Source organism: Streptomyces chartreusis NRRL 3882, assembly GCF_900236475.1.
GTDB lineage: Bacteria > Actinomycetota > Actinomycetes > Streptomycetales > Streptomycetaceae > Streptomyces > Streptomyces chartreusis_D.
In genome coordinates, this window is record NZ_LT963352.1 from 972,788 (window position 1) to 986,193 (window position 13,406).

General features: G+C 71.4%; 13 protein-coding genes and 1 pseudogene. 7 read left to right on the forward strand and 7 right to left on the reverse strand.

Annotated elements, in window-relative coordinates; genetic code table 11:
* Positions 1–104: 104 nt before the first annotated feature.
* Positions 105–1,328 (forward strand): GNAT family N-acetyltransferase, encoded by a 1,224-nt coding sequence (locus SCNRRL3882_RS04420; protein WP_010047264.1) that lies wholly within the window; start codon positions 105–107, stop codon positions 1,326–1,328.
* Between the two features lie 953 nt (positions 1,329–2,281).
* On the opposite strand, the gene SCNRRL3882_RS04425 is transcribed toward SCNRRL3882_RS04420, so the two are convergent.
* From SCNRRL3882_RS04425 to SCNRRL3882_RS41290, 4 genes are all read right to left on the reverse strand, one after another.
* Complete coding sequence (locus tag SCNRRL3882_RS04425; RefSeq protein ID WP_010037254.1) at positions 2,282–4,426, reverse strand: putative bifunctional diguanylate cyclase/phosphodiesterase; 2,145 nt, start codon at positions 4,424–4,426, stop codon at positions 2,282–2,284.
* Entirely contained in the window at positions 4,423–5,235 is an 813-nt protein-coding gene (locus SCNRRL3882_RS04430; RefSeq protein WP_010037256.1) for an SAM-dependent methyltransferase, read from the reverse strand. The genes SCNRRL3882_RS04425 and SCNRRL3882_RS04430 overlap by 4 nt, the downstream gene beginning before the upstream one ends.
* Before the next feature lie 267 nt (positions 5,236–5,502).
* Positions 5,503–6,480, reverse strand: coding sequence for an SCO0930 family lipoprotein (locus tag SCNRRL3882_RS04435; protein WP_010037259.1), 978 nt, complete (start codon positions 6,478–6,480; stop codon positions 5,503–5,505).
* Positions 6,481–6,771: 291 nt separating this feature from the next.
* Complete coding sequence (locus SCNRRL3882_RS41290) at positions 6,772–7,101, reverse strand: hypothetical protein (RefSeq protein WP_197709805.1); 330 nt, start codon at positions 7,099–7,101, stop codon at positions 6,772–6,774.
* Positions 7,102–7,252: 151 nt separating this feature from the next.
* On the opposite strand from SCNRRL3882_RS41290, the gene SCNRRL3882_RS42190 reads away from it, so the two are divergent.
* From SCNRRL3882_RS42190 to SCNRRL3882_RS04450, 3 genes are all read left to right on the forward strand, one after another.
* Positions 7,253–7,381 carry a hypothetical protein gene (locus SCNRRL3882_RS42190; RefSeq protein WP_267880838.1) on the forward strand — a complete coding sequence of 43 codons (129 nt, stop codon included), beginning with the start codon at positions 7,253–7,255 and terminating at the stop codon, positions 7,379–7,381.
* Between the two features lie 54 nt (positions 7,382–7,435).
* A complete protein-coding gene (locus tag SCNRRL3882_RS04445; protein WP_010037263.1) occupies positions 7,436–8,170 on the forward strand; it encodes a DUF4239 domain-containing protein in 735 nt (244 codons plus the stop codon).
* Between the two features lie 216 nt (positions 8,171–8,386).
* On the forward strand, positions 8,387–8,929 hold the full coding sequence (locus SCNRRL3882_RS04450; RefSeq protein WP_010037266.1) for a hypothetical protein: 543 nt from the start codon (positions 8,387–8,389) through the stop codon (positions 8,927–8,929).
* 168 nt (positions 8,930–9,097) lie between these two features.
* On the opposite strand, the gene SCNRRL3882_RS04455 is transcribed toward SCNRRL3882_RS04450, so the two are convergent.
* Entirely contained in the window at positions 9,098–9,586 is a 489-nt protein-coding gene (locus SCNRRL3882_RS04455; protein ID WP_010037268.1) for a hypothetical protein, read from the reverse strand.
* Positions 9,587–9,956: 370 nt separating this feature from the next.
* On the opposite strand from SCNRRL3882_RS04455, the gene SCNRRL3882_RS04460 reads away from it, so the two are divergent.
* The gene (locus tag SCNRRL3882_RS04460) at positions 9,957–10,625 is read left to right on the forward strand and encodes a class F sortase (RefSeq protein ID WP_010037271.1); all 669 of its coding nucleotides are present in this window, start codon (positions 9,957–9,959) and stop codon (positions 10,623–10,625) included.
* A gap of 46 nt (positions 10,626–10,671) precedes the next feature.
* Here SCNRRL3882_RS04460 and SCNRRL3882_RS04465 read toward each other — a convergent pair whose 3' ends face one another.
* Together SCNRRL3882_RS04465 and lysS are read right to left on the reverse strand one after the other, a co-directional pair.
* Positions 10,672–11,499 (reverse strand): polysaccharide deacetylase family protein, encoded by an 828-nt coding sequence (locus tag SCNRRL3882_RS04465; RefSeq protein WP_029180982.1) that lies wholly within the window; start codon positions 11,497–11,499, stop codon positions 10,672–10,674.
* Positions 11,500–11,588: 89 nt separating this feature from the next.
* Positions 11,589–12,028 (reverse strand): annotated as a pseudogene (gene lysS, locus SCNRRL3882_RS41295) (lysine--tRNA ligase); the annotation flags it as partial.
* Between the two features lie 379 nt (positions 12,029–12,407).
* Here lysS and SCNRRL3882_RS04475 point away from each other — a divergent pair.
* A complete protein-coding gene (locus tag SCNRRL3882_RS04475) occupies positions 12,408–12,869 on the forward strand; it encodes a universal stress protein (RefSeq protein ID WP_010037274.1) in 462 nt (153 codons plus the stop codon).
* A gap of 64 nt (positions 12,870–12,933) precedes the next feature.
* On the forward strand, positions 12,934–13,371 hold the full coding sequence (locus tag SCNRRL3882_RS04480; RefSeq protein WP_010037275.1) for a pyridoxamine 5'-phosphate oxidase family protein: 438 nt from the start codon (positions 12,934–12,936) through the stop codon (positions 13,369–13,371).
* The last annotated feature ends 35 nt before the right edge of the window (positions 13,372–13,406 follow it).

Sequence of the window (13,406 nt, forward strand, 5' to 3'; positions counted from 1 at the left end):
CAGGAAGGGGAATGGCGTGAGGCCCTAAGGTGGACCGGGCCTCTCGGAACGTCAGCCCGAGGTCCTGGACACGCGAACCGACAGGCGAGGAGCACTGCGTAGCGATGACTGTGGACGTTCTGCACGGCGTGAGCGACATTGCCGCCGACGACTGGGACGCACTCACCCGCGACCTCGACATCGACGCCGACCGGGGCTATCTGCGTTTCCGCGAGTATCTCGAATCCGGCCAGAGCCTGGTGGTGACGGAACGCGGTTCCGGTGAGCTGCGCGGCGCGCTGCACGGCGCGCTCACCACGTCCCGTACCGGTATGGCCAGCCACCCCTGGAAGTTCGTCGGCTCGCCGTCGGTGCTGCGACTCGCCGAGGACGATCCGGATGCCGAGCGGGTGCACCGCACCCTGCGGGATCTCGCCGGCGCCGGGCAGCGGGAGGCGGCGGACGACGCGGAGCCGGTCTGGCAGGTGCTCGACCGGCGGTTCGGCTCCTGCTACGTGATCCGGGGCTTCGACAGCAGCGAGCTGATTCTGCGGCCCGGACTGGATGCCGTCGAAGCCGAACAGGTGACGAGACGGCTGATCGAGAAGGCGCGGTCGGCGGCGCTGGAGCACGGTGCGGGAGCCGTGGCCTTCCCGTTCGTCCGTCCCGGGGACAAGGTGCTGCGCGGTGTACTGGCCGAGTACGGCTTCCGCAGCGGGGTCGTCACCGCGGCCTCGGCCTTTCATCTGAACGGCTGCACCACGTATGAGGAGTACCTGGAGCAGTTGCCGAGCCGGCGCCGCCGCAGGTACCGCCAGGAGGAACGGCAACTCCTCACGTCCGGCCTGTCGACCGGCGAGACGGACCTGATCACGCACGCGGAGCGCATCGCCCAACTGGAGGCCCAGACACTGGCCAAGCACGGTGGGCGTCCCGACCCGGCAGCGATCCAGCGGGCCCGCACGGTGCTGGCGGAGGCGCTGCCGGACGCGGTCCGGGTGCCCGCGGTCCGACGGGACGGCGTCCTCATCGCCTGCGCACTGCACCTGCTGGGCCGGCGCAGCAGCCTCTTCATGGCCTACGGCTGCGACTACGACGTCACGGACCGGGGTCCCTCGTACCCCTGGTCCTGCTTCTACCACCCCATCCGTATGGCCATCGAGCACGGGGCCGAGACGGTACGGCTCGGGCTGGAGGGGTTCGAGGCAAAGGCGCAGCGGGGGGCCGTGCCGGAGGAACGTGAGATGTGGATCTGGACGCCCGACCCGGAGGCGGGCGAACGCGTGGGCGCCCTGCTGGAGTTCCTCGACACCAGGAACACGGCGTACCTGGCACGCTTCTCGGGCTGAAGCCGTGACCCGGCCCGGGGGTGACTCCGGCTCGGCCTTCAGGCCCAGTTTCTTGGGTCCTGCCGACGAGCCGGCGCACGGGTGGCGTGCTCATCTCGACCCACCGGACGGACACGGCGGAACGCGGCGGCCGACAGCGCCATGAGGCCGCCGCACCTGCCGGCCGAGCGGGGGCCCGCCGCGGCAGCGGCCGAAGGCCGGAGAGAGCATCCGTGCCGCTGAATACCACGGACACCGCGCTCCGCCGCCCGGGCGGAGGCGACGCCCAGGGTGCCCTGGCCGCCCCCTCCGCCCGACGCACTGGCACCGTCCCGGGAAAACGGGGACAGACGAGGCGGCGACCGACGCAGCCCACAGGTCCCACGGTGATCGACCAGCCCCGGTCCGCCAGCCCACAGGGCGCGGGGTTACCGAACACCCGACCAACGTCGGCCAGGTGGTCACACGGTGACCGAACCCAGCCCGGGAACGACATCAGCCCACAGGACGCGGAGTTACCGACCACCCGCCGACCAACGCCGGCCAGGTGGTCACACGGTGACCGACCAGCCCGGGAACGACATCAGCCCACAGGACGCGGAGTTACCGACCACCCGCCGACCAACGCCGGCCAGGTGGTCACACGGTGACCGACCAGCCCGGGAACGACATCAGCCCACAGGACGCGGAGTTACCGACCACCCGCCGACCAACGTCAGCCAGGTGGTCACACGGTGACCGAACCCAGCCCGGGAACGACATCAGCCCACAGGACGCACAGTGACAGACACCCCGCCGATCGACTTCGGCCAATTGGTCGAACGGGGACCGGCCTACCGCGGACGGACACCAGCTCCACAGGTCACGAGCGACCGGCCCGCCCGCCGGTTGCCGACATCAGCCAGTTGGTCGCACCGTGACCGACCACCCCCGGACCGACGCCAGCCCACAGGCCACGAGCGACCGACCCGGCCTCATCCCGTCGCGTCCGCCAGGGCCAGTTCGTGCAGTCTCTCCGGCGGGCCCGGGCGGGCGTAGTACCAGCCCTGGGCGGTGTCGCAGCCCAGTATGCGGAGTTGTTCCGCCTGGGCCCCTGTCTCGACGCCCTCCACGGTGACCGCGAGGTCCAGGCTGTGGGCGAGTGAGACGATCCCCTCGACGATCTTGAGGTCGACGGGGTCGGCCGGGAACTGCTGCATGCCCTGGGTGAAGGAGCGGTCCAGTTTCAGGATGCTGACCGGCAGGCGGCGCAGGTTGGCGAGGTTGGAGTAGCCGGTACCGAAGTCGTCCAGGGCGATGTCGACGCCCATCTCCGCCAGCCGGCGCAACGGCTTGAGCAGATCGTCGTCCGCGCCGATCAGCGCCGACTCCGTGACCTCCAGGCAGAGCGCGTCCGGTTCGATGCCCGTGCGTTCCAGGATGTCGACGGTGTCCTGGACCAGACCAGGGTGGGTCAACTGGCAGGGAGACAGGTTGACGTTGATCCGCAGCGGACCCACGGCCTCGACACCCCCGTGCAGTTCCCGCCACTCACGGGCCTGCCGTACGGACTGTTCCAGCACCCACCGGCCCAGCGGCACGATCAGCCCGGTGTGTTCGGCGAGCGGGATGAACCGGTCCGGGCCGAGCACCCCGTGCTGCGGGTGCAGCCAGCGCACCAGGGCCTCCGCACCGCGCACACTGCCGTCGCCGAGATGGACCAGCGGCTGGTACTCGATGAAGAACTCGCCCCGCTCCAGGGCCGTCGGCAGCGCCGTGGTCAGCCCGTGCCGGGTGATGGCGCGGGCGTCCGCCTCCGGGTCGGCGAGTTCGAAGCGGTTGCCGCCCGCCGACTTGGCCCGGTACATGGTGATGTCGGCACTGCGCAGCACCTCCGCGGGGCTGCGCTCGCCGGCCGGGCCCTCGACGATGCCGATGCTGCCGCGCACGGTCAGCTCCCGGCCGTCGACGCTGATCGGCGCCAGCAGCGCGTTCATGATGCGGGCGGCGAGCTCGTCGACCTCGCGCTGGGTGTCGGGGCCCGTGGTCAGTGCCACGAACTCGTCGCCGCCGAGCCGGGCCACCATCTCGCCCGGCGCGGTGACGCAGGACTGGAGCCGGTCGGCGACCTCCACCAGCAGCCGGTCGCCGGCCGCGTGGCCGAGGCTGTCGTTGATGGTCTTGAAGCCGTCGAGGTCGAGGTAGCACAGGCCGAACCGCTGGCCCTTCCCGGCGCCCAGTGCCTTCTCCAGGCGCTCGAAGAAGAAGGTGCGGTTGGGCAGCCCGGTCAGCGCGTCGTGCGTGGCCTCGTAGCGCAGCCTCAGGTTGAGCAGCCGCCGCTCGGTGGTGTCCTCCATGAGCGCGAGCTGGTACTGCGGGCTGCCGTCGGCGTCCCGCAGCAGGGAGACCGTCAGGTTGGTCCACAGGACCGTTCCGTCAGGGCGGTAGAACGCCTTCTCCACGTGGTAGTGCTCACGCTCGCCGCGCACGAGTTCGTCGTAGAGCCGCCAGGTCTGCGGCGCGTCGTCGGGGTGGGTCCACTCCATGACGTTGCGGCTGCGCATCGTCTGCTCGGAGACCCCGAACATGCGCAGCAGCGCGCCGTTGACCTGAAGGATGTTGCCCTCGAGGTCGGCCATGCCGATACCTATGGCCGCGCCCTCGAAGACCGCGCGGAAGCGGGCCTCGGTGGCGTGCAGGGCCTGCGCCACCACGCCCTGCGCCTTCAGGGCGGCCTGGGCGATGGCCTCCTGTTCGGCCAGGGTCCGTTCGCGCAGCGCCTGCGCGAACCCGGCGGCCATCGCGTGCTGGAGGCGTGCGGAGCGCGCCCGCAGGTCCTCCTGGTCGCCGTCGCCGCCGCAGTACAGGACCAGGTAGGCGTCCACGCAGTCCAGCGAGCGGCTGAGCGCCTCCGGGTCGGTGCAGTGCGCGTCCACGAGGGCGGCGCCGACCGCCCTGCCCGCGTCGGCGTCGAAGGCCCGGGCCAGCAGTGCCTCGCTCAACCGCCGGGCCAGGGGCAGCAGTTGCTCCTCGAACTCCGGCCGGGTCGACGACGTCGAGGTCACCGGGAAGACGGCCCGGCTCCAGATCGTCGCGAACCGGCGGAGTCTGTCCTCCGGCCCGTCGGGTTCCGCGATCACGCCGTACGCCCCACGCCCGCGAAACCGGAGAACGCGTACGGATCCTCGTCCTCCGGTGCGGTGTCGGGCCGCCAGCGCGGCATCGCCACCAGTCCGGGTTCCACCATGTCGTACCCCTTGAAGAACCGCGCGATCTCCTCGCGCGAGCGCATGATCAGCGGGTTGCGGATGTCCTGGTACACGTTCACCGCGCCCCCGGCCCGCTCCGGTGGCAGCGGGACGCCCTCGTACGAGGCATGGGTGAGCACGAGCAGGCTGCCGGGCGCGAGCGCCTCGCCCAGTTCGGCCACCGCCCCGTACGGGTCGTCCTCGTCTTCCACGAAGTGCAGTATGGCAACGAGGAGCAACGCCACTGGCTGATTCAGGTCGATCAGGCGCTCCACCTCGTGGCTGCGCAGGATCTCCTGGGGCTTGCGGAGGTCCGCGGCCACGATGTCCGCGTCGTCGTTGCCCTCGAGGACCGCCTGGCTGTGCGCCACGGCCACCGGGTCGTGGTCGACGTACACCACGCGGGCGCCGGGGCGGGCGGACTGGGCCACCTCGTGCACGTTGCCGAAGGTGGGTATGCCGGAGCCGATGTCCAGGAACTGGCTGATGCCCTGGCCGGCCGCGTACCGCACGGCGCGGCGCATGAACGCCCGGTTCGCCTGCATGATCTTGGGGAGTCCCGGCATGAACTCCATGGCCCTGCGGGCCGCTTCCCGGTCGACCTCGAAGTTGTGCGATCCGCCCAGGTAGTAGTCGTACATCCGGGAGATGCTGGGCACCGAGATGTCGATGCTCCGTGGGGCCCAGGCGGGACGCTCCATCTATCTCTCCAAGGCGTAGGCGATCCGGTGTTCGAGCAGAGGCTACTGATCGCCCGCCAATGGAGCGACCCGAAACGGAAATTGACCATCCGTTCCCGGTCACTGCCTGCGGCACGTGCCGAATTGATACCCGCCCGCATGCCCTTCGAACATATGACGAACAGTGTCCGAGCACGGCAAAACGGTCCGCCCCTCCGTGGAGTACGGAGGGGCGGACCGGGTCGGCTCCGTCGGGTGGACGAGATGATCAACCCTGGGGAGGTTTCTCTACTTCTCCGACGCGCCGACCAGCTTCCCGTCGGGCCGCACGGCGTACCAGGTGCCGCCGACGCCCTGGCCGTTGGTGTCGCCGGGAGCCTTGTCACCGGCGAAGGTGTAGATCGGCGAGCAGTTGATCGTCTGCTGCTTGCCCTTGCCGTCGGTCCGATCGAAGATCATGTAGCCCTTCTCCTGGATGCCCTTGGTGTCGGCGTAGTCGACGGGCTCCACGAGCGGCCACTTCTCCAGGCACTCGCCGGTGCAGTTGGAGACGGGCTTGGGCCAGGCCTCGTCCTTCTTGAACCGGTAGACGGTCATGCCGTTCTTGTCGACGACGATCTCGCCGAGCTTCGGGTCGTTGCGGGTGGACAGCCCGGGCAGCGCTTCGGCCCCCGCGCTGCCGGCCCCGCCGCCGCCCTGTGCCTTCTTGCCGTCGGGGGCCAGCGCGTACCACTTGCCGCCCACACCCTGGCCCTTGACGTCACCGGCGTTGACGTCCTTGGCGTAGCGGTAGGCCGGCCAGCCGCCGACGGTCAGCTGCTTGGTGCCGTCGGCCCGGGTGACCGAGCCGAGCAGCGCCTTGTCGATGCCCTCGCCGGCCTCGGCGTCGTCGGCGGGCACCGGCGGCCAGGTCTTGGCGCAGTCGCCGTCGCAGTTCGACTTGGGCGGCTGCTCGGTGTCCTGGTCGAACCGGTACAGGGTGAGCCCCAGACTGTCGGTCACCACCTTGCCGACCTCCTCGGCGGTGGCGACGGACAGCTTGCCCGCGGGGTTGGACGGGCTGGACGGGCTCGGCGCGGCCTGCTGGCCGCCGGCGGTGCCGGCCACTCCGTTCCCGGTGCCGATGCTTCCGTAGTCCCCGGGCGCCGCCGAGGCACCCACGTTCTGGCTGGCCGCCGGAGGGCTGTCCTGACCACACGCCGTCGTCAGCGCCAGGACCGCCGCGGCGCTCGCCACGAGTGAGGCGCTCCGCCAGGAGGTCTTCATCGTCAACTCCCCATAATCGCAAGGGTGTTGCAGCGCCCTGCTGCGCCGCCGCACGGCCATGAGTACGCACGGGAGGCGTGATTGTGTTCAACCACCGGCCAAATTTCTTTCCGGAACCCGTGACGGCCGCCGCTCGTCACCGCACACGGGTACGGGTCGAAAGGCCACGGGTGACCGTCCGGCAAACCCGCGGCACCTGAAAATCCCTCTTTCGGGGCAATCCTCTTGCACTCCGGCACGTCCCGGCGGCACAAGGCTCATGATCTTCGTCGTGCATGGACCCCTATCGACTCAATCCGCCCTCGCCGCAAGGGCCTTGGCGGTGGCGACGCTGACCTGGGCACTGGTCGGCGCACCGTCCGGAGTGGCGGTGGCCGACGCCTGCGCGTACGCCTGGACGGGGCCGGACGGCACGGAGGCGGTGGCGGTCGCCGGAAGCATGACCTGGCCGACGAAGCCGCCGTGCCCGCCGCCACCCACACCGACCCCCACGCCCACGCCGACCCCGACGCCCCCTCCGCCGAAGCCGCCGCCACCGCCGAAGCCGACTCCGAAGCCCCCGCCGAAGCCGGACCCGACACCACCGCCACCCTCACCCCCACCCCCGGAACCGACGCCCACGGCCAGACCGGAGCCGCCGCCTCCGTCTCCGCCGCCCCCGCCACGCCCGGCGCCACCGCCCCGGCCGGCTCCCAGACCGGTACCTCCCCCGCCCCCCGCCCCGGCTCCGAAGCCGTCGGCGAAGCCCACGCCGCGTCCGTCCGCGACGCCCGTGCGCTATCCGCGGTACCGCGCCGCGCCGCGGCCACGACCGGCGAGCCACACCATGTCGCCGCTCACCTTCGTCCTGCTCGTCACGGTGCCCGCGGTGGTCGCCGTCGCCGCGCTGCGCGCGCGCTGATCCCTGAAGCTCTGGAGGCATCTCTTGCCGGAATGGCTTGTTCTCACCCTCGCGATGCTGGCCGCCTGTGTCGTAGTGGTCGTCATCACCGTCGTGCGCCACCGCACGGCGTCCGACGACGAGGACCCCAGCGAGACCCCGGACGTCATCGAGTACATGACGATGTGGATCGGCGTGGTGTACGCCATCGTCCTGGGTCTGGCGATCGCCGGCGTGTGGGAGGGGCGCAGCGCCGCCCAGGACCACGTCCAGGCGGAGGCCACCGCGCTGTACGAGATCTCGGAGCGGGTCCGGGTGTACCCGGACGACGTGCGCGACCGCATCCGGGACGACATCCATGCCTATGTGAGCCATGTCGTCACCACCGAGTGGGACACCATGGCCGACCACGGCCAGGTCACCGAGCGCGGCGGTGAGCTCTTCGAGCGCGTCCGCCAGGACGTCACCGACTACGAACCGAAGACGGACTTCGAGGCCCAGGCCTACCAGCCGCTCATCGACCAGGTGACCGCGGCCAGCCAGGCCCGGATCGCCCGGGCGGAGTCGACCGGGGAGACCATGCCGGGCGTGGTGTGGTTCGGCCTGATCGCCGGAGCCGTCGTCACCATCGGGATGATCTTCGCCCTCCAGATCCGCAGAACGACGCGGGAACTGGTCCTCGCCGGGCTGTTCTCGGCGCTGATCGCCTTCCTGCTGTTCCTGATCTGGGACTTCGACTCGCCCTACAGCAGGGGCGTGACCGCGTCGGCGGAACCCTTCCTGAACCTCTTCCCGGGGGCCGGGGACTGACGGCCCCCGGAACCGGGCCGGGGGGCGAGCGACACACCGTCGCCGCCCCCCGGTCGCTCAACGGCACTCCCCCTGGCGGCCCACACGTGTGACCCATTCGCGCTACTGCGATCGCGCCGCCCTGCACGCGTTCTTAGCGTTTCCGGCATCGAGGTGCATTTCCGACGCGAGCGGAACAGGTCCGCGGCTGCTCCTCGGGGACCCGGAGGTTTCACCATGCGCGCGATATGCGTCGCTTCGGCCTCGGCCGTACTGCTGGGCGTCGGTGCCCTCACCTCCTGCGTGCCTGCCGCCGACGCGGCCGTCCGGACCGATTTCGACTTCGGCGTCCAGCCCTCCACCGTCGGGGCGGACGCCCAGGTCACGCTGTGGGTGGAGCGCAACGCGGCGTGCGAGGGGGAGGCGGAGGTATCCTCACCGGTCTTCGACGCGGTCGCCATCCCGCCGGAGAAGTCGTCGGCGCCGGCCAGAGTCGACGCGGACGCCAGGCCCGGCGCCGTGTACGACGTGGAGTTCTTCTGTGACGGGTCGAGCGGCACCGCTCACCTGACCATCGCCGGCGACCAACCGGCGCACCACCCGGCGCACCACCCGACCCGCCACCACCGCCACCCGTCGAAGGGCGTGCACGCGGGAGAGGGCGGCACCCTCGGCGGCCTGGACCTCAAGGAGATGGGCCTCGGGGCCGCCCTGATCGCCGGCGCACTGGGCACGGCGTACCACCTCGCCCGCCGCCGCACCGACGAGGACACCGGCTGAGCGGTCGGTCCCGCGCACCGCACAGGTCTTCGCCCCGGATCCAATCGAGGGATCCGGGGCGAAGACCGTTCACGTGCGAGGCGGCTCGTCGAAGGAGTCCAAGGAGCAAGGCGTCCATGGAGCAAGGCGTCCAAGGAGCAAGGTCTCCAAGGGGTGTGGAGCGAGGCGTCAGACGCGCCGCTCGGCGCGACGGCGCATCCAGAACACCCCGCCGCCGATGACCGCGGCGGCCACGAGCCCACCGCCGATGGCCATGTCGGTCGGGGTCGCACCGGTGGTGCTGCTGCCGCCGACACCGCCGCGGACACCGCCGATGACGGTGAACGCGTGGGGCTTGGTCAGACTTCTGCTGTCGCACCTGACCGTGATGTCGTACGGCCCCGGGCGGGCGTCGTTCCTGATGGTGGCGGTGCCCCTCGCCGTCTCCTTGGCGCCGGAGATGGGCGAGAGCCTCGCCGGCATCGTGAACGCGTTGGAGGTAGCCGTGCCACCGTGGCGGCAGCCGTCGACCGTGATGGTCAGCTGGCCGCCGCGGGCGATCACGCTGGGCAGGGCGACGATGTTGCTGGGCGTGTCCCACGCGACGGCCGCGGGGGCGGAGAGGCCGAGGGCGGCGACCGCGGCGCCGGCGACCGCCAGGGCACGAGTGTTACGCATGTGAACCTCCGCGGAAGACGCCCCGGGACCCGTCCCCGGTCGATCGGCGAGAAAGCGCCTCCCAGAAAGACAGTCAGTTGCTCTGCGCGGACCCGCATTTCGGGAATGGTCCGTCCTGGTGAGAGAAGGCACCGCGGGAAAACCGCGCAATCGGATATCGCCGCAGGTCACGGACCGTCAGAAATTTCCTCGCGGCGGCAACTCGGATGGCGCACCACACGGCTCCGGTCACCCCGGACAGCCCGTGACCACCCCGGACAGCCCCGCGCCACCCGTTCGCTCCAGCCCCGTCGCCGGTTTCGCGCGCGGCACTTAGCGTTCTGGTATGCGCGAACGACACGGCGACGGCCGCGTCGAGAGGGGATGGCCCATGTCTGCGTCCGAGCTGGCCGAGGCGGAAGAGGAGGCGCGACGGAAGAAGCGCGCCCCCTGGGGCGTGATAGCGCTGGTTCTGCTGACCGGCCTCGCGCTCATCCGGAATGGTTCGGGGGAATTCGACGAGGGCCCGCCACAGCCGGCGACCGCGGCCGCGGCGGACAGCCGCGTGCCCGGGGCCACCTTCGCCGGGGCCGTCAAGCCCCTCCCCTACGCCCTGCCGGACCGGGTCCGGATCCCGGCGATCCAGGTCGACGCGCCGATGATTCCCGTGGGCCTGGACGCGGACGGCTGGGTCGGCGCGCCACCCCCGGAGGACCCGAACCTGGCGGGCTGGTTCACCGGCGCCGTCACCCCCGGCGAGAAGGGAACCGCGGTCGTCGTCGGCCATGTCGACAACCAGCAGGGCCCCGCCGTGTTCTACGGACTCGGCGCCCTGAAGAAGGGAAACCGCGTCGAGGTCGCCCGGCAGGACGCGAAGACCGCCGTGTTCGAGATCTACGGCATCGAGGTGTTCGCGAAGGACAACTTCCCCGGCGACCGTGTCTACGCCTCCAAGGGGGCGGCGGAACTGCGGGTCATCACCTGCGGCGGCGGTTTCTCCAAGCAGAACGGCTACGAGGGCAACGTCGTCGCCTTCGCCCGCCTGGTCGAGGTGCGCTGAGCGTTCCCCGGCCGGGCGGGCGAAGGCCCGACGGCATGTGTCACCCCTAGACGCGCCGGGGCACGGTGACGTGGTAGCCGGAGTCCAGCAGTTCGGGCAGATAGCGCCGCAGGGCCCGCACGCTCTGCGAGCGGTCGCCCCCGGCGTCGTGCGAGAGCACCACGACACCGGGGGCGGCGCCGTTCTCGACCCGGTCGACGATGAACCGGGTGCCGGGGGTGGTCCAGTCGAGGGTGTCGACCGTCCAGGCGAGGGGTTCCATGCCGAGTTCGGCGCCCAGTTGGAAGGCGGCGCGGTTCCAGGCGCCGAAGGGGGCGCGGAACCACTCGGGGCGCTCGCCGTAGGCCTCCTCGATGACATCGCAGGTGCGTTCCATCTGGGAGCGGATCTGCCGGCGGGTGAGGCGGGTGAGCAGCGGGTGGGACCAGGTGTGGTTCCCGACGACATGGCCCTCGTCGGCCATCCGGGCCAGCAGCACCTTGTTGTCGGCGGCCATCTCCCCGCACACGAAGAACATGGCGCGCACGTCGTACTCGGCCAGGGTGTCGAGGATGGCCGGGGTGTAGCGGGGGTCGGGGCCGTCGTCGAACGTCAGGACCATGGTGCGGCCGCGGCCGGAGACGCGCAGCAACGGTTCGCGGCGTACCAGGGTCCGGCGGGGAGCGGCCTGCGGCGGCCCGTACCCGGTCAGAGGCTGGAGACGGTACGCGGAGGAGTGGGGCGGGCGGCGGGTCTGGGGCCCCGCGGCCGGGGCGGACTCGGCGGGGCCGTCCCCGGTGACCGGCGTGAGCACGCCGGCCGTGGCGGCCGCTCCCACGGCGCCGGTGCCCGCGATCAACAACCGGCGGCGGGTGAGCAACTGATCCCTCTTCATGACTCATCAGTCGCCCGGCTGAGGGCCGACGCACCTGAGCAACACCGGTGCGGCGGCGCGTTTTCACCCGAACGGCTCACGCGGAAGGGTCAGCGGCGGCGCACCAGGGGGAACGGCAGGGTCTCCCGGATCGTCAGTCCGGTGACCCCGGCGGCGAGGAGGGAGTGGGCGGTGAGGCGGCGGCGCTGCTCGACGGGTCGGTCAGCGCCGAGCAGGCCGTGCCCGGTTCGGCGCCGAGGGCGACGAGGTCCCAGCGTTCGGCGCATCTCCAGGACGACGTCGCCATGGCCGTCGTCGGCGGTGTACGGCACCCCCGCGCCGTCGCACAACCGCTTGGGGGTCCCGATGTCGGTGCCCGGGTGGATCTCGTCGCCCAGGCCTCGCTGATGGCGCCGTAGACGGTCCTGACGGGCCACCGCCGGAAATGTCGTAATCCTCGCCGTCCTTGTGGGCCACGGGGCGTGCCGAAGGCGGCGGTCGCGGCGCCCTGGACGAGTTCGCGAACGAGGTCGAGCATCACGTCGTGGTTTTTGCGGTGCCGGATCCGGACCTGGTCGAAAGAGGCCGGAGAGGGGGTCGGCGGGCTCGGTCCCGTCCCCTCCGGCGAGGCCGAGCGCCGCCAGTGACGGCAGCCCCTCGGTGGTGGCGGGCCGCTGTCCGCCCTTCGGGTGCCCTGTTGCCCGTCCCCACAACGTGCGCATCGACGGTACGGAGACGAAGCCCTCGGCGATGCCCGGGGCGAGTCCGACGCGGGCGAGCGAGGCGGCGTCCGCGTAGCAGAGGAGGCGCGGGCGCCCTCCTCGAACACGGAGCGGAAGACGGCGAAGTGCAGGAACACCCGCGTCGTGTCGCCCCTCGAACAACTCCCGCCGGAGAGCCGGAGCTGTGTCCTCCGATAGCCTCGCGGCGTGACGGAACAGCACTCCCATCAGTTCGAACGGGGCACGGACGGGCCGAAGGTGATCGTGGTCGGGGTGGACGGCTCCGACTCGTCCCTGCGGGCCGCGGCCTATGCCGCCGGCCTGGCCCGCCGCCAGCACGCGCTGCTCGCCGTGGTGTACGTGCAGCCGGTGCTGGCGGCGGGCGCGGCGCTCGGGGCGCCGGTGGCCGAGACGACCGACGAGATCGCCGAGGACCTGGTGGCGTACATCCGGGACGCGGCCGAGCGGCTCAAGGGGATATTCGAGGTCCGCTGGGAGTTCCACACGTTCCGCGGCGACCCGTTCAGCGGCCTCGTGAAGGCGGCGGACGACCTCAAGGCGGACGCGGTGGTCGTGGGGGCGTCCGAGCAGGCGGGCCACCGGATCGTCGGATCGGTGGCGGTGCGCCTGGTGAAGGCCGGGCGGTGGCCGGTGACGGTGGTGCCGTAGGAGGTCCCAGGTCCTAGGTCTCCGGTCGGTGGGCACGAGGTTGCGAGGGGCCGAGGATGCTGCGATGACTCCTTGCGCCTTCGACGTGGATGCCTTTCTGCGCCTTCCCCTCACCGCACGCCTCGCCACCAACGGGCCGACGGTGCGCCCCGTCTGGTTCCTGTGGGAGGAGGGCGCCTTCTGGGTGCTGACCGGGCCCTGGGCCCGCCTCTTCGACCGGGTGCGGGTCGATCCCGAGGTCGCGCTGGTGGTGGACGAGTGCGACCTGGCGACCGGGCTGGTCCGGCAGGTGATCGCGCGGGGCCGGGCCGAACTCGTGCCGTTCGGTGTCGAGCGGGGCCGGCGCAAGCTCGTCCGCTATCTGGGCGTGGACGAGGAGCGGTGGGACGAGCGCTTCGTGCACTACCTGTACGACGATCCCGCGCAGCGGGGGACGGTGTGGCTGCGGCTGAAGCCCGTGTCCCTCGTCGCGCACGACCTGAGCTACGCCGTGGCCCCGTGAGGCGGCGGGGAGCCTGCGCGGCGTCTTCCGTCATG